The following is a 15027-nucleotide window of genomic DNA, read 5'->3' on the forward strand; positions in this document are numbered from 1 at the left end:
ATGTTTATCTACATTATACGTCGCTTAAATCTATTTATTATTACATTACTCATTCTAACCATTGTCAGTTTCAGCATTTTAAGACTTGATACCCAATTGCAATGGGCTTATGAACCCTTTTGGCAAGGTTGGTTCATTTACCTACAAAATTTATTCTCAGGTAACTTAGGTATTAGCTCGACAGGTATTCCGATGAGTACAGAGATACTCAAAGTCTTTCCTGCTACATTAGAATTATGTTTTTTTGCTTTTCTGTTATCTTTAGTGATTGGGATCCCGTTAGGTACTATTGCCGGCGTCCGTCGAGGCTACCCTATTGATACCATCATTAGTTCAATTACATTATTAGGTTATTCCATCCCTTTGTTTTGGCTTGCAATGTTGCTTATCTTATTGTTTTCATTGAACTTAGGATGGCTTCCTGTTTCTGGGCGCTATAGTTTATTATACCAATTTAACCATGTTACCGGTTTTGCATTAGTAGATATTCTACTATCCGATAAGCCTTACCGCATGGAAGCCTTCTTTGATGCAATTAAGCACCTTATATTACCAACTATTGTGCTAGCAATGGCCCCAACAACCGAGGTTATTCGTTTAACACGTGCATCAATAGCCGAAGTAATGACCAAAAATTATATCAAAGTTGCTCAAACCAAGGGCCTGTCAACCTTTGAGATTGTACGCCGCCATGGTATGAAAAATGCGCTGCCACCTATTATTCCAAAATTAGGAATGCAGTTTGCCTCAATGATGACCTTTGCGATGTTGACTGAATCTATTTTTAACTGGCCCGGTATTGGTCGCTGGTTACTCAATGCTATTGCGGCACAAAACTATATCGCCATCCAAGCTGGGGTTATTACTGTAGGCGGCTTTATTTTATTAGCCAATATCTTATCAGATGTTATTGGCGCACTTGTTAATCCATTGGTAAGAAAGGAATGGTATGCCATCAAATAGTGTTTACCAAGAAGCCACTATCCCAACCCAATGGGAACGCTCATGGCAAAATTTTCGCGCTAACTCATTAGCAATGTTTGGCCTGTGGTGTCTATTAGCCTTGTTATTAATTACCATTAATGCGCGCTGGTTAGCCCCTTATTCTGCGGTAGAGCAAGTAGGTGAACTACTGATGCCGCCATCATGGGATAATTCAGGACATGTCTCGTTCTTTTTTGGTACCGATGATCTCGGGCGTGATATTTTATCGCGATTGTTAATAGGCAGCCAATTAACCTTTGGTTATGCGTTATTAATCGCATTTGCATCCAGTATTATTGGACTGCTAATTGGTATTTTAGCGGGCATGAGTAGTGGCCTTAAATCGAGTTTTCTTAACCATATATTAGATACCGTATTATCGATTCCATCATTGCTACTCGCGATTATTGTTGTTGCCTATATGGGACCAGGAGAAACTCACATTTTATTCGCCATTTGGCTGGCCTTAATTCCTCGGTTCATTCGTGCTGTCTATACCGCAGTTCACATTGAGGTAGCTAAAGACTATATTATTGCCGCTCGTCTTGATGGTGCAAATAACTTTTACCTTCTTTATAATTCGATATTACCTAACATTTTAACTACCATTACCACTGAAATGACACGTGCCATTTCAGTCGCGATTATGGATATTGCTGCACTTGGCTTTTTAGGCTTAGGGGCACAAGCACCTCAACCTGAATGGGGTGCAATGCTTGGGGATTCGATTGACCTTATTTATCTTGCGCCATGGACAGTTACCCTGCCAGGGCTTGCGATTATGTTTAGCGTATTAGTCATTAACCTTGTTGGTGATGGTATGCGTCAAGCACTTAACGCGGGAATTGATTAACATGCCTTTACTTGATATACGTAACTTAACCATCGAAATTGACACGCCACAAGGGATGGTAAAAGCCGTTGATCGCATGAGTATTACGATTAACGAAAGTGAAATTCGTGGTTTAGTGGGAGAATCTGGCTCAGGTAAAAGCTTAGTAGCAAAAGCAATTGCAGGTGTATGTAAAGATAACTGGCGAGTTAATGCTGACCGAATGCGTTTAGGTGATGTCGATTTACTGGCATTATCCCCTCGTCAACGTCGTAAAATTGTTAGCCGCGAAATCGCGATGATATTTCAAGAGCCATCAACTTGTCTTGATCCCTCTGAACGTATTGGTGAACAATTAGAAGAGGCTATTCCATCATCATCATTTAGTGGTCGAATTTGGCAGCGTTTTCATTGGCGTCAGAAACAAGCCATTGCGTTATTACATAAAGTCGGTATTAAAGAACATAAACGGATCATGCGTAGCTATCCTTATGAATTAACCGATGGTGAATGTCAAAAAGTAATGATTGCAATGGCGATTGCTAACCGTCCACGACTATTGATTGCTGATGAACCGACTAACGATCTTGACCCTATTACTCAAGCACAAATTTTCCGCTTGTTAAGTCGTATGAATCAATTAGGCAACACCACCATTCTACTCGTTAGCCATGATCTCACTACCGTAACCCAATGGGCGGATAGGATCACGGTAATGTATTGTGGACAATCAGTTGAATCAGGCACATCAAAAGAATTACTTGAGCTTCCTCACCACCCTTATACCGCAGCATTGATGCGGGCAATGCCTGACTTTTCGCTTGGCATTAATCATAAATCTAAATTAGAAACATTACCGGGGTCTATTCCCCCACTCCAACATTTACCCATCGGCTGCAGGTTAGGCCCTCGTTGTCCTTATGCACAACGAAAATGTGTAGAAGTACCTCCTCGCCGAAAAATCAAAGGCCATAAATTTAGCTGTCATTTCCCGCTAAATATGAAGGATGACAACAAATGAGTTCACTACTTGAAGTTGTAAACCTAAAAAAAGATTATCACTACCGTTCAGGTTTATTCCGCCGTCGTACCATTGAAGCGGTAAAACCGGTTTCATTTCAGCTCAATGCAGGCGAAACTATTGCGCTATTAGGTGAAAATGGCTCAGGGAAATCAACATTAGCAAAAATGCTGGCAGGGGTGATCACACCAACAGAAGGTATTGTGCGAGTAAATGGTGAACAACTTCATCACCATGATTATCAAACACGCTGCAAATTGATTCGAATGATTTTCCAAGATCCTAATACTGCATTAAATCCACGGATTCAAATTGGACGGATCCTTGAAGGACCGTTAAAACAAAACACGAACATGACCCCACAAGCTCGTGAGCGACGTATTATGGATACACTTAAACGCGTCGGTTTACTGCCAGAGCATGCTTATTTTTACCCTCAGATGCTTGCAACAGGACAAAAACAACGTGTATCACTTGCCCGTGCGCTTATTTTGCAACCTTGTATTATTGTCGCTGATGAAGCCTTAAATGGTTTAGATATGTCAATGCGCTCACAAATGATAAACCTGTTACTTGAATTGCAAGAAGAGATGGGATTGTCTTATGTGTATGTATCACAACATATGGGAGTGGTAAAACATTTCAGTGACAAAGTAATGGTGATGCACGATGGCGAAGTCGTCGAAAAAGGACGTACTGCGAATGTCTTTGCTAACCCTAAGCACTCATTAACGCAAAAGCTACTTGATAGTCACTTTAGTATACCAACACGAGAAAAAAGTACTCGTATACTTAATAGTACGCCTAAAATCAGCTACTAATATAAAAATTAACGCCAGTATTTTTACATCATTGACATAAAAACACTGGCGTTATCGTTTGCTTATTTATTAAAAATTAAGCCAATGTTTTATTAATTGCAGCTAATACTGCCGCAGGATCACTTGCTTGAGTAATTGGACGACCAATCACTAAGTAATCAGACCCAGCGTCAATCGCTTCAACTGGCGTCATCACTCGACGCTGATCACCCGCTTCACTGCCTACAGGACGAATACCAGGGGTTACCAACTTAAATTGTTGTCCCAATTTCGATTTTAATATAATGGCTTCTTGCGCAGAACAGACAACACCATCAAGACCACTATTTTTAGTCAATGTTGCTAAATTCAATACCTGTTGTTGTGGTTGACACAAAATACCGACGCCGGCTAAATCACTGGCTTCCATACTGGTTAAAACCGTCACACCAATTAATAATGGGCGATCTTTACCATAAGGTTCTAAAATTTCACGTGAAGCAGTCATCATGCGCTCACCACCACTAGCATGTACATTCACCATCCACACCCCTAATTCCGCGGCCGCTCTTACTGCTTTTGAACACGTATTTGGAATATCATGAAATTTCAAGTCTAGAAATACTGAATGGCCGCGAGCATGTAATTGGCGCACAAAATCAGGACCAAAAAAAGTGAACATCTCTTTACCGACTTTTAATCGGCAGCTTCCTGGCTCAATACGATCGACAAAAGCGAGTGCCTCATGGTGATTATCATAATCAAGGGCAACGATTACTTTAGGGTCTGTTACTTTAGCGTCTAGCATTGAGTCTCCTATTATATCTAAATATATCCATTGAACGGTTATCCCACCGCCGGCAGGATTTTACATCAATTGATTAAATTTGATAACTACAACTACAAAAAAACCAGTACATTACTGCACTGGTTTTAATAATATAAAAATACTCGGTGATAATTATTCACCATCAAGTCCTCGAATTGGCTTGATTTGCCCCCAGCTCTTACAAGAAGGACATTGCCAATATAAAGCATGCGTTGCAAAACCACATTGACGACAACGATAGCGGGGTTTCGCTTTAAGTTGCTCACCCACTAAGTGACGCAAACTGGTTAAGCTTTCTTTAGCTCGACCTTCCTCTGCTTCATCAAGATGGTATTCCATCAACTGATAAAAACCTTTCATCGTAGGATTTTGTTGAAGTTGGCGTGTCATAAAAGACTGTGCGGTTACTACGCCATCATGCTTAGCAATTTCATCAGCAAGCATTAGTTCAGCACTCGCCCCTGCTTTTTGTTCGACACAATGTTGTAAATATTTCAGCCATGCCGTTTGATTATGCATTGCTTCATAACATTCAAGTAATAATGGTAAAGCCTCACCCACAAACTCAATATCTTGTTCAGATATACGCTCTAAAATTTTTGCAGCTTGTTTATATTCTTGTTGTTTAACTTGTATTTTTGCCATTGCAATCGAGGCACGAACACAGTGTTTATCCACTGACAGCGCTTTTTTGAGTAACTGCATAGCTTTATCTTGATTCTGAGCACTCAGCTCAAGCATAGACAGTTCACACCAGTAATGAGCAATATCATGCTTTAGTTTCGTTTTACCTAATTTCACCAACTGAGTTGCCATTTCAATGGCTTTTTCCCATTCTCGCGTTTGTTGATAAATAGCTAATAACTGTTGTAATGCAGACTTTCGATAATCAGGCTCATCCAACAACTGCTCAAAAATACGCTCAGCTCGATCAAAAAAACCTGCTGCCATATAATCTTTTGCTAATTGTTGTAAAGCTAAGTTACGTTGTTCAATCGATAAATTAGGCCTTGCTATCAAATTTTGGTGAATACGAATAGCGCGATCAACCTCTCCTCTGCTGCGGAATAAATTACCAAGAGCCAGATGAGTATCAATAGTTTCACTGTCAACCTGAAGCAACTCAATGAACAGGTCTACTGCTTTATCAGATTCATCTGATAACAACATATTAAGACCTGTTACATATTGGCGAGATAAGTGGTCAGACTTTTCTTGCTTTTGGTTACTTGCGCTCCTGTTACCCATATACCAACCATAAGCGGCAGCAATAGGTAAAAGTAAGAACAACAACTCAAGCATTAATTTTTATTCCTTAATAGGTTGAGCACGAAGCTGATCAAGTTCTTGTTGTTGCTTCGCTACTTTCTTTATTAATCGATTTTTAGCAAAGCGAGCTTTAAGATATAAAGTTCCACAAATTACCCAACCAATAACAAAACCAGCACCAAAGACAGTACCTAATAATGTAGAAAGTTGAAACTCACCCTGGGCAATTAAATAATCAAAACTAACCATTATTTGATTTTGCGCACCAAGAGCCAAAGTGATCAAAAAGGCAGCTACTAGAACAATAATTCCTAAAATCTTCATCGTGGATCCTCTCACTAAATCTAAATTATAATTACTGATTATGCAGTAATTTTACTGATCAAACCATGATCTATAGACATAAAAAAACGGCATACTGATAGTATGCCGTTTTTTTGTTCTATTCGCGGTTAAGCAGCTATTGATGCATTAACACGGTCACGTAATTCTTTTCCTGGCTTAAAGTGAGGAACGTACTTGCCGTCCAACTCAACTTTATCACCTGTCTTCGGATTACGGCCAACGCGAGGAGCACGGTAATGCAAAGAGAAGCTACCAAAGCCACGGATCTCAATGCGATCACCTTCTGCAAGTGTGTTCGCCATATGTTCAAGGATATCCTTGATTGCATCTTCTACCTGTTTGGCAGAGAGATGTGTTTGTTGACTACATAGTCTTTCAATTAATTCAGACTTTGTCATAAACACTCCGTTTTAGTATGTTTCTCAATAGTATAGCCGTTTAGAGGGAAAAAGCTAAAGCGATTTCCCTCTACGCTCAATTATTCGCCTTTAGCAGCTTTGAAAGCATCAGCCATAGCATTACCAAACGCAGCATCATCAACTTTGTTTAGTGTAGCCATTGCTTCTTGCTCTTCAGCAACGTCTTTAGCACGTACAGAAAGGTTAACTACACGGTTCTTACGGTCAACACCAGTGAATTTAGATTCAATAGAGTCGCCAACTGCAAGAATTAGAGTTGCGTCTTCAACACGGTCTACAGATGCTTCTGAAGCACGTAGGTAACCTTCAACACCTTCAGCAAGCTCAATAGTTGCGCCTTTAGCGTCAACTGCAATAACTTTACCAGTTATTAGAGTGCCTTTCTTAGTGTCAGCTACGAAGCTGTTGAATGGGTCTTCTTCGATTTGCTTAACGCCTAGAGAGATACGCTCACGCTCTGCGTCAACTGCAAGAACTACTGCAGAAATTTCGTCGCCTTTCTTGAAGTCACGAACTGCATCTTCACCAGAAACATTCCAAGAAATGTCAGATAGGTGAACAAGACCGTCGATGCCGCCTTCAAGACCGATGAAGATACCGAAATCAGTGATTGACTTGATCTTACCAGTTACTTTATCGCCCTTAGCTTGCATTTCTGCAAATGACTGCCATGGGTTAGCTTTACACTGCTTAAGACCTAGAGAGATACGACGACGTTCTTCGTCGATATCAAGAACCATAACTTCAACTTCGTCGCCCACGTTAACAACTTTCGATGGGTGGATGTTTTTGTTAGTCCAATCCATTTCAGAAACGTGAACAAGACCTTCAACGCCTTCTTCGATTTCAACGAAGCAACCGTAGTCAGTAAGGTTAGTTACGCGACCAGTAAGCTTAGTGCTTTCTGGGTAACGCTTAGCGATAGCAACCCATGGATCTTCGCCAAGTTGCTTAAGACCTAGTGATACGCGAGTACGCTCACGGTCGAACTTAAGAACTTTAACGTTGATTTCATCGCCAACATTAACGATTTCAGAAGGGTGCTTAACACGCTTCCAAGCCATATCAGTGATGTGTAGAAGACCGTCAACACCGCCAAGATCAACGAATGCGCCGTAGTCAGTAAGGTTCTTAACGATACCTTTAACTTCCATGCCTTCTTGTAGAGAAGCAAGTAGCTCATCACGTTCAACACTGTTTTCAGACTCGATAACTGCGCGACGTGAAACAACTACGTTGTTACGCTTCTGGTCAAGCTTAATTACTTTGAACTCAAGTTCTTTGTTTTCAAGGTGAGCAGTATCGCGAACTGGACGTACGTCTACTAGAGAACCTGGTAAGAACGCACGGATGCCGTTAAGTTCAACTGTGAAGCCGCCCTTAACTTTACCGTTGATGATACCAACAACTGTTTCAGCATCTTCATAAGCTTTTTCAAGCTGGATCCAAGCTTCGTGACGCTTAGCTTTCTCACGAGAAAGCTTAGTTTCACCAAAACCATCTTCGATCGCGTCAAGAGCAACGTCAACCTGATCACCAACTGCTACTTCAAGTTCGCCAGCAGCGTTCTTGAATTCTTCAGCAGGGATAGATGACTCAGATTTTAGACCTGCGTCAACTAATACGTAACCGTTTTCGATAGCGATTACAGTACCTTTAACGATGGCACCTGGGCGAGTTTCAACTTGGTTTAGCGACTCTTCAAAGAGTTGAGCAAAAGATTCAGTCATTTAATTAATCTTCAATATGATAAACAACCATGGGTATCCTACCTCATGGGGTTGATAATAAAGTCAGTTATCATCCATGACACCGACGTTATTTAGCTGCTTACGCAACTAAATAGGGATTCATTTATTTTAGCTTAGCATCAACATATGCCAAGACTTTTTCTAATACTTGTTCAATTGACATTTCAGTTGAATCAAGTAATAAAGCGTCATCAGCAGGACGTAAAGGCGCTACAGCACGATTGCGATCGCGGTAGTCTCGTTCCTGAATTTCGCTTAGAAGGCGGCTAAAACTAACATCTAAGCCTTGTTTTTGCAACTGATTCATACGACGCGTTGCACGTTCTTCAGCACTAGCATCTAAGAAAATTTTCACTTCTGCCGATGTAAACACCACTGTGCCCATATCACGACCGTCGGCAACCAAACCCGGTTGCTCATTAAATGCACGCTGACGGCGTAATAATGCTTCACGCACTCGTGGTAACGCTGCTACTTTTGATGCTGCATTGCCTACTTTTTCAGTACGAAGTGTATCAGAAACATCTTCGCCTTCAAGAATAACTCGAACCAATTCACCTTCAGCAACAAACTGAACATCGAGATGAGCAGCAAGAGGCACTAAAGCATCTTCGGATTCAGTATCTACCCCATGATGAAGTGCTGCAAGTGCAAGAACACGATAAATCGCACCAGAATCAAGCAGATTCCAACCAAGCTTTTCCGCTAATAGCATACATAGTGTGCCTTTACCTGCACCACTAGGCCCATCAACAGTAATAACTGGAGCATGAGTAGACATAAGTTTTCTCCAAATAGGTGTCCGTAATAGCGGGAACTTAACCCAAATTAAGGTTAGCCATCAAACGGTGGCACATTATACAGAAAAAAACTTAAATTCATATAGTTATTCCTTTCTCTTTCTTTCCTTTTTATACCAATTTAAAAGCCTGATGTCATCATAATCAGCCAACTATGAATCTAAACTGACATATTAAAAATCAGCATCTAAAAACTACACACTCAATCCTTGGAATTTAGTGAAATAATCAGGAAAAGTTTTAGAGGTACATCCAGGATCATTGATCGTAACAGCGGTATCACTTAATGCCACCAATGAAAAACACATTGCCATTCGATGATCATCATAAGTATTAATCTCAGCATGCTTTAACTGAGCAGGCGGCGTGATCACAATGTAATCTTCGCCCTCTTCTACTATTGCACCAACTTTACGTAATTCTGTTGCCATTGCAGTAAGGCGATCAGTTTCTTTTACTCGCCAATTATAAACATTGCGAATTGACGTTGTACCTTTAGCAAATAATGCTGTTGTTGCAATCGTCATAGCAGCATCAGGAATATGATTAAAATCCATATCAACCGCAGTTAGCTCGCCACCACGAGCAATAACATAATCATCACCCCATTCAATATCGGCGCCCATTTTGGCAAGCGCATCTACAAATTGAATATCACCTTGAATGCTATTTTTACCAATTCCGGTTACTTTTATCGCGCCACCTTTAATCGCAGCGGCGGCTAAAAAATAAGAGGCCGATGAAGCATCACCTTCAACTAAAAGTTCGCCTGGTGATTGATACTGTTGACCACCTTTAACTACAAACTGTTGGTAATCACGATTTTCAACCTCAACCCCAAACTGCGCCATAATATGCAATGTAATATCAATATAAGGCTTTGAAACCAAATCACCTTTAATACTAATAACCGTATCGGCACTAGCCAATGGTGCGGCCATCAAAAATGCCGTTAAAAACTGACTTGAAATCGAACCATCAATTTCAACACAGCCACCAGACAGCCCCGTTCCAATAATTTTTAGCGGTGGGTAATTATCATTATCTATATATTCAACATTGGCACCAGCACTACGCAGTGCATCCACAAGATGACCAATTGGACGCTCTTTCATTCGAGGCTCGCCCGTAAGCGTATATTCACCAGTACCTAAACACAGCGCTGCCGCTAATGGTCGCATTGCTGTACCCGCATTACCTAAATACAATTCAAGCGGTTCTGTCATAGTAAAAGCATGACCTAAACCATCAATTTCACATTCGGTTTTATCTGCTGATAAGCGGTAATTCACACCTAATTGCTTTAATCCATTAAGCATATGGCGAATATCATCACTGTCTAACAAATTCGTTAACCGTGTTGTCCCTTGTGCCAATGCTGCTAATAATAACGCACGATTTGAGACACTTTTCGAACCAGGTAGATTCACTACACCATTAACTTTAGCAATCGGCTGTAAGGTTAAACTTTCCATTGATTATTCTTCCAATCCTAATTTTTCTTATTTAGCAGAGTACCCAATAATGTCGCAGTTATCTAGCGCCAGTTTTTTAAAATCTTGTCGCTTCTCGTTAATATAGTACCAGCATCTACACTCTAATTACGGTAGAGTAGTTATCAATGACCGAAGTAAATCTTGGAGTAAGAATGAGCACTGTAACGCCGATGGTTGGAATTGGGATTATTATTGTTAATCAACAAGGTGAGATCTTAATTGGTAAACGTAAAAATAGTCATGCCCCCTACTATTCTATCCCAGGTGGTCATATGGAGTTGGGCGAAACCTTTAGTCAATGTGCCATTCGTGAAGTTGAAGAAGAAACAGGACTCACTATTTATCAACCCCAAGTGATTGCAGTGACCAATAACATCGCCACCTATTTAGAGTCAGGCAAGCATTATATTAGTGTCGCCTTACTTACTACTGAATTCAGCGGAGAGTTAACCTTAAAAGAACCTGATAAATGTGAAGGATGGCAATGGCTTGATCCAACTCACGTTCCCTCGCCACAATTTGATGCCAGTGAGCAATCGATTCGATGTTACTTAGAACAACGGTTTTGTATTAACGAGTAATCACTGTAAATAAACCAAACGTTCTAAAACGCAAAAAGCGCCTCAAATATAATAGGCGCTTTTGGTTCGAGATTCGAAGTTATTTAATCATCTTCGCGTTCGATTTCACGTGCAACGTTTTTACCGTTAATAATTACACCTTCAACTTCAACACGCTGACCATGAAGAGTATCTTCATTTAAATAATCATCAAATTCAGTATAAGCATCAATATGGATCAATTTTCCAGCTACCGTAAAAGTACCTTTCTCACCAATACTTAATGCAATACCTTTGTATTCAAATTCACGAAAACCCGATACATTACTATCATCACCGTCTAACTCGATCTCTTGAGCAACGCCATTTAACGCTTCAACTTCAATAAATGAGCCGATAACGAGTCTGTTTTTATCTACATATTGATCGTTATATTCAATTTTTGTTTTATTATTAATAGTAAATTGATTTCGAGCATTAAGTATAAATTTAGTTTTATCTGGATTTATATCAGTAATGATACCTTCAATGCTAACTTCTTGTCCTTCAGCATCATCACTGTCAATCTCAACGTCATCAGCCATAAAAACGCCATTTAGCATTTCACCACTAACTTCAACCCACTGTCTATCGGCGTTAGTTAAGCATTGAATACCTTGACGATCATCACACTCAATTTCACCCAAATTAGCTGCCTTCGAAAAATCAACTAAAGTGCTAGCACCAATTTTAAAAGTCTGATCATCTTCATTTAAATTAGTTAAACGCCCTTCAAGCTCATAGCGATTGCCAAAATCATCTTTTTCAATTTGAATAACAGATAATACTTTATAACCAAGGCCTAATTCTGTCACAACAGGTAATGACGACACCATTACCCACTTGCCATCTAACTCAGAATTTACTTTATAATCTAACGTAACACCATTTACGACAAAAGTTTTAGCCGTAATATGACTGATTACACCCACCATTGTCGGTTCGATACTCACGGTCACATTTGATTTAGTTAATGCAGTTAATTCAACCATCATCTGAGGCTTTAATAGTGTAATACCATCTATTAGCGGTTTATTTGCGTATTCAACATCATTAACTTGGTATGACATTCCATTGACTGTAATTTCATGGTTAGTTTTATTAATACTGTCAATCGTACCCATTACCAATTGAGGCTTTATTTCAACAGGTGGTTGAGGTGCAGTGCTATCATCACCGCCGCCACCGCCACAACCAGTAAGAACTAGACCAATCAATGTCGCTAATGTGATTTTTTTCATGAATACAAACCTTTTGATTAACAAATTATGAATATTGTTTTATTGGTAGGTATACTAGATCATCAAACGTGAAGTATTCGTGAAGAGCTTAATTGAAAAGATGAAAATTCTTATTGTTGATGATAACTATCAGATTGTAGAAACTATTGCAGATTATCTAGAACTAGAAGGTATGACGGCTGATTGTGCTTATCATGGTCAAGCAGCACTTACCTTTATTGAAAATAACCATTATGACGTCATTATTATGGATATCATGATGCCTAAAATAGACGGTATTGCCGCGGTTCAAAAAATACGTAATGAACTCTATTGTGGCACGCCGATTCTATTCTTAACCGCCAAAGATACCCTTGAAGATAAAGTGGCAGCATTTAAAGCCGGCGGCGATGATTACTTATTAAAGCCTTTTGCGATGGAAGAATTGTGTTTACGACTTCGCGCATTATCTAATCGTGGTCATCGACAAGATATTGGTCTGTTAACATATGCAGATCTAATAATGAATAATCGTAGTGATGAAGTCAGCCGGAATGGAAAAGCCATAAAGCTTAGCCGCATCCAATTTAAAATCCTAAAAGTGTTACTACACCATGCCCCTAATATTGTGACGCGCCAGCAAGTTATCGATGCTGTTTGGGGCGAAGAATCCCCTTCTAGTGATGCCTTGCGTAGTCATATTTATGGTTTACGTAATGCTATTGATAAAGATTTTACCACTTCACGATTAGAGACTATTCATGGACAAGGTTACCGCATCAAAACCACATAACTTTCCCAGTATTTATCGCAAAGTCGGTTTAAGTTTTGGGTTAATGACCTTTGGTATGTTTATTTTATTCTGGGCAGTTATTTATGTCGCAGAAAATCAACTTGAAGTCATTAGTCTTCATCATTGGTTAGACAAAGAATCAAGCCAATATGTTATCGACTATAAAACAATGGGTGATGATGCACCGCTGCCCAATAATAGTGAATTTAAGAGCTATTGGAGTGAACGTTCATTACCTGATTGGTTAAAAAAATATAATCAACCCGGTTTTTTTGAGCATTTACGTGGTACTGAAGATAAGCATTTTTTAGTATTTGATCATCCTTCAGGTAGAGGGTTAATGTACGTTGTCTATCAAGATGATGCTGATGATTACCTTGATGAATATGAAGATAGCCTCCATTATTTTACCTTCATTTTTGGGCTGTTATTATCATTACTGATGGGAAGTTATAGTTTCTATTTTGTGCGTTCATTATCGCAACCATTAGCAAAAATAGATCAAAAAATTCGCCAAATGCCGCCTGATCAACCCACTTTTGAAGTCGAAACACAATACCGTGAAACACGAAAAATTGAACAAGCATTACTGGATAGTAAAAATCACATTGCAGGATTTTTTCAGCGTGAAAAAGAATTCAGCCGATTTGCATCCCACGAATTACGCACCCCGATAATGATCATTCAAGGTTCAGCTGATTTACTCAATAAAGTCCCCAATCAACCGAATGTCGCCAAAAAAGCCATTAATCGATTACATCAAGCCAGTGATGATATGCGGATCTTAACCGAAACATTCTTATTATTAGGTAAAGAATCAATTGAAAACCATCATTTTAGTCACTGTGATCTAGCACTCGAACTGCGCCAACAGTTATTAATAATGGAACCCTTATTTGCAAAACAAGATGCCAGCTACTATCTTGAGATCAACCACTCAGCCACGATTAATGCACCACTCAGTTTTATTACTATTATTATTAATAATCTAATAAAAAATGCCTTTAGTTATAGTATTGGCGACATCGAAATAAAATTAGCACATGATCGCTTAACGATCATCAACCGTCATGATGGCAATGAACTTTATAATCAAGGTTATGGCTGTGGATTAGTCATCGTGCAGCGTATTTGTGAACGAATGCAATGGGCATTTACTGTCACAGATAATGATATTACCTTTACCGCTGAAGTGGTTTTTTTACCTTCAGTGTAATTAAAGAAGGAAGAATGGATGCTTACTTATATAAAATGGTTTTGTGGCGTTATCTTATTAAGCATAACGGCAGGCTGTACAACAGGAAAACCCAATAATGTTCAACCAGTGACTAATTTTGATATCAATCGTTATTTAGGACAATGGTATGAAATAGCGAGGTTAGACCACAGCTTTGAACGAAACTTAGATCAAGTTACCGCCATTTATAGTTTAGAAACTAATAATACAATTAAAGTTATAAACAGTGGTTTTAATAGTGTTAATCAACAATGGCAACAGGCGCAAGGTAAAGCTAAATTTGTTGACCAGCCAAACCTTGGCCATCTCAAGGTCTCTTTCTTTGGCCCTTTTTATGGTAGCTATATTATCTTTGCTCTTGAAGATGATTATTCAGCGGCATTAATCAGTAGCTATAACTACGACTATTTATGGATATTATCACGAGATAAAACCCTCGATCCTGCGGTACTCGAACGTTATATTCATCGCGCTAAACTGGCGGGCTTTGATACCGAAAAGCTTATTTATCCACAACAATAATAATCAATAAAATAGGCGTTATGACAATAATGCCTAACTAAAAAGATGAAAACCTTGTGACAAGGCAATAATTGCAAACATAAACATGCCAATAAAGACCAGCAAACACG

General features: G+C 39.4%; 16 protein-coding genes. 8 read left to right on the forward strand and 8 right to left on the reverse strand.

Annotation, left to right across the window (positions count from 1 at the left end):
- From CIK00_RS00915 to CIK00_RS00930, 4 genes are read left to right on the forward strand one after another with little or no spacing between them, the layout of a single operon-like run.
- Complete coding sequence (locus tag CIK00_RS00915; protein ID WP_101767049.1) at positions 1–963, forward strand: ABC transporter permease; 963 nt, start codon at positions 1–3, stop codon at positions 961–963.
- A complete protein-coding gene (gene sapC, locus CIK00_RS00920; protein ID WP_101767050.1) occupies positions 950–1837 on the forward strand; it encodes a putrescine export ABC transporter permease SapC in 888 nt (295 codons plus the stop codon). Before CIK00_RS00915 ends, sapC begins: the two co-directional genes overlap by 14 nt.
- A gap of 1 nt (position 1838) precedes the next feature.
- A complete protein-coding gene (locus tag CIK00_RS00925; protein ID WP_101767051.1) occupies positions 1839–2837 on the forward strand; it encodes a peptide ABC transporter ATP-binding protein in 999 nt (332 codons plus the stop codon).
- Positions 2834–3658 carry a peptide ABC transporter ATP-binding protein gene (locus tag CIK00_RS00930; protein WP_101767052.1) on the forward strand — a complete coding sequence of 275 codons (825 nt, stop codon included), beginning with the start codon at positions 2834–2836 and terminating at the stop codon, positions 3656–3658. The genes CIK00_RS00925 and CIK00_RS00930 overlap by 4 nt, the downstream gene beginning before the upstream one ends.
- A gap of 76 nt (positions 3659–3734) precedes the next feature.
- Here CIK00_RS00930 and pyrF read toward each other — a convergent pair whose 3' ends face one another.
- From pyrF to aroA, 7 genes are all read right to left on the reverse strand, one after another.
- Positions 3735–4445: an orotidine-5'-phosphate decarboxylase gene (pyrF, locus tag CIK00_RS00935; RefSeq protein ID WP_101767053.1), complete on the reverse strand. Its 711-nt coding sequence runs from the start codon at positions 4443–4445 to the stop codon at positions 3735–3737.
- A gap of 153 nt (positions 4446–4598) precedes the next feature.
- Positions 4599–5768, reverse strand: coding sequence for a lipopolysaccharide assembly protein LapB (gene lapB / locus CIK00_RS00940; RefSeq protein ID WP_101767054.1), 1170 nt, complete (start codon positions 5766–5768; stop codon positions 4599–4601).
- Between the two features lie 6 nt (positions 5769–5774).
- On the reverse strand, positions 5775–6059 hold the full coding sequence (locus CIK00_RS00945) for a LapA family protein (protein WP_101767055.1): 285 nt from the start codon (positions 6057–6059) through the stop codon (positions 5775–5777).
- Positions 6060–6187: 128 nt separating this feature from the next.
- Entirely contained in the window at positions 6188–6478 is a 291-nt protein-coding gene (gene ihfB / locus CIK00_RS00950; protein WP_036795301.1) for an integration host factor subunit beta, read from the reverse strand.
- An 80-nt stretch (positions 6479–6558) separates the two neighbouring features.
- Positions 6559–8229: a 30S ribosomal protein S1 gene (gene rpsA, locus CIK00_RS00955; protein WP_101767056.1), complete on the reverse strand. Its 1671-nt coding sequence runs from the start codon at positions 8227–8229 to the stop codon at positions 6559–6561.
- 124 nt (positions 8230–8353) lie between these two features.
- Positions 8354–9031, reverse strand: coding sequence for a (d)CMP kinase (gene cmk, locus CIK00_RS00960; protein ID WP_101767057.1), 678 nt, complete (start codon positions 9029–9031; stop codon positions 8354–8356).
- A 213-nt stretch (positions 9032–9244) separates the two neighbouring features.
- Positions 9245–10525: a 3-phosphoshikimate 1-carboxyvinyltransferase gene (aroA, locus tag CIK00_RS00965; RefSeq protein WP_101767058.1), complete on the reverse strand. Its 1281-nt coding sequence runs from the start codon at positions 10523–10525 to the stop codon at positions 9245–9247.
- 173 nt (positions 10526–10698) lie between these two features.
- On the opposite strand from aroA, the gene CIK00_RS00970 reads away from it, so the two are divergent.
- Positions 10699–11127 carry a nucleotide triphosphate diphosphatase NUDT15 gene (locus CIK00_RS00970; protein WP_101767059.1) on the forward strand — a complete coding sequence of 143 codons (429 nt, stop codon included), beginning with the start codon at positions 10699–10701 and terminating at the stop codon, positions 11125–11127.
- A gap of 83 nt (positions 11128–11210) precedes the next feature.
- On the opposite strand, the gene CIK00_RS00975 is transcribed toward CIK00_RS00970, so the two are convergent.
- Positions 11211–12386 carry a DUF5666 domain-containing protein gene (locus CIK00_RS00975; RefSeq protein ID WP_101767060.1) on the reverse strand — a complete coding sequence of 392 codons (1176 nt, stop codon included), beginning with the start codon at positions 12384–12386 and terminating at the stop codon, positions 11211–11213.
- A gap of 100 nt (positions 12387–12486) precedes the next feature.
- On the opposite strand from CIK00_RS00975, the gene CIK00_RS00980 reads away from it, so the two are divergent.
- Genes CIK00_RS00980 through CIK00_RS00990 form a run of 3 tightly spaced genes read left to right on the forward strand, consistent with a single transcriptional unit; the run spans position 12487 to position 14917 of the window.
- Entirely contained in the window at positions 12487–13158 is a 672-nt protein-coding gene (locus CIK00_RS00980; protein WP_101767061.1) for a response regulator transcription factor, read from the forward strand.
- Complete coding sequence (locus CIK00_RS00985) at positions 13127–14374, forward strand: sensor histidine kinase (RefSeq protein WP_101767062.1); 1248 nt, start codon at positions 13127–13129, stop codon at positions 14372–14374. The genes CIK00_RS00980 and CIK00_RS00985 overlap by 32 nt, the downstream gene beginning before the upstream one ends.
- An 18-nt stretch (positions 14375–14392) precedes the next feature.
- Positions 14393–14917, forward strand: coding sequence for a lipocalin family protein (locus CIK00_RS00990; RefSeq protein WP_101767063.1), 525 nt, complete (start codon positions 14393–14395; stop codon positions 14915–14917).
- The last annotated feature ends 110 nt before the right edge of the window (positions 14918–15027 follow it).

This window comes from Photobacterium carnosum, assembly GCF_002849605.1.
Classification (GTDB): Bacteria; Pseudomonadota; Gammaproteobacteria; order Enterobacterales; family Vibrionaceae; genus Photobacterium; species Photobacterium carnosum.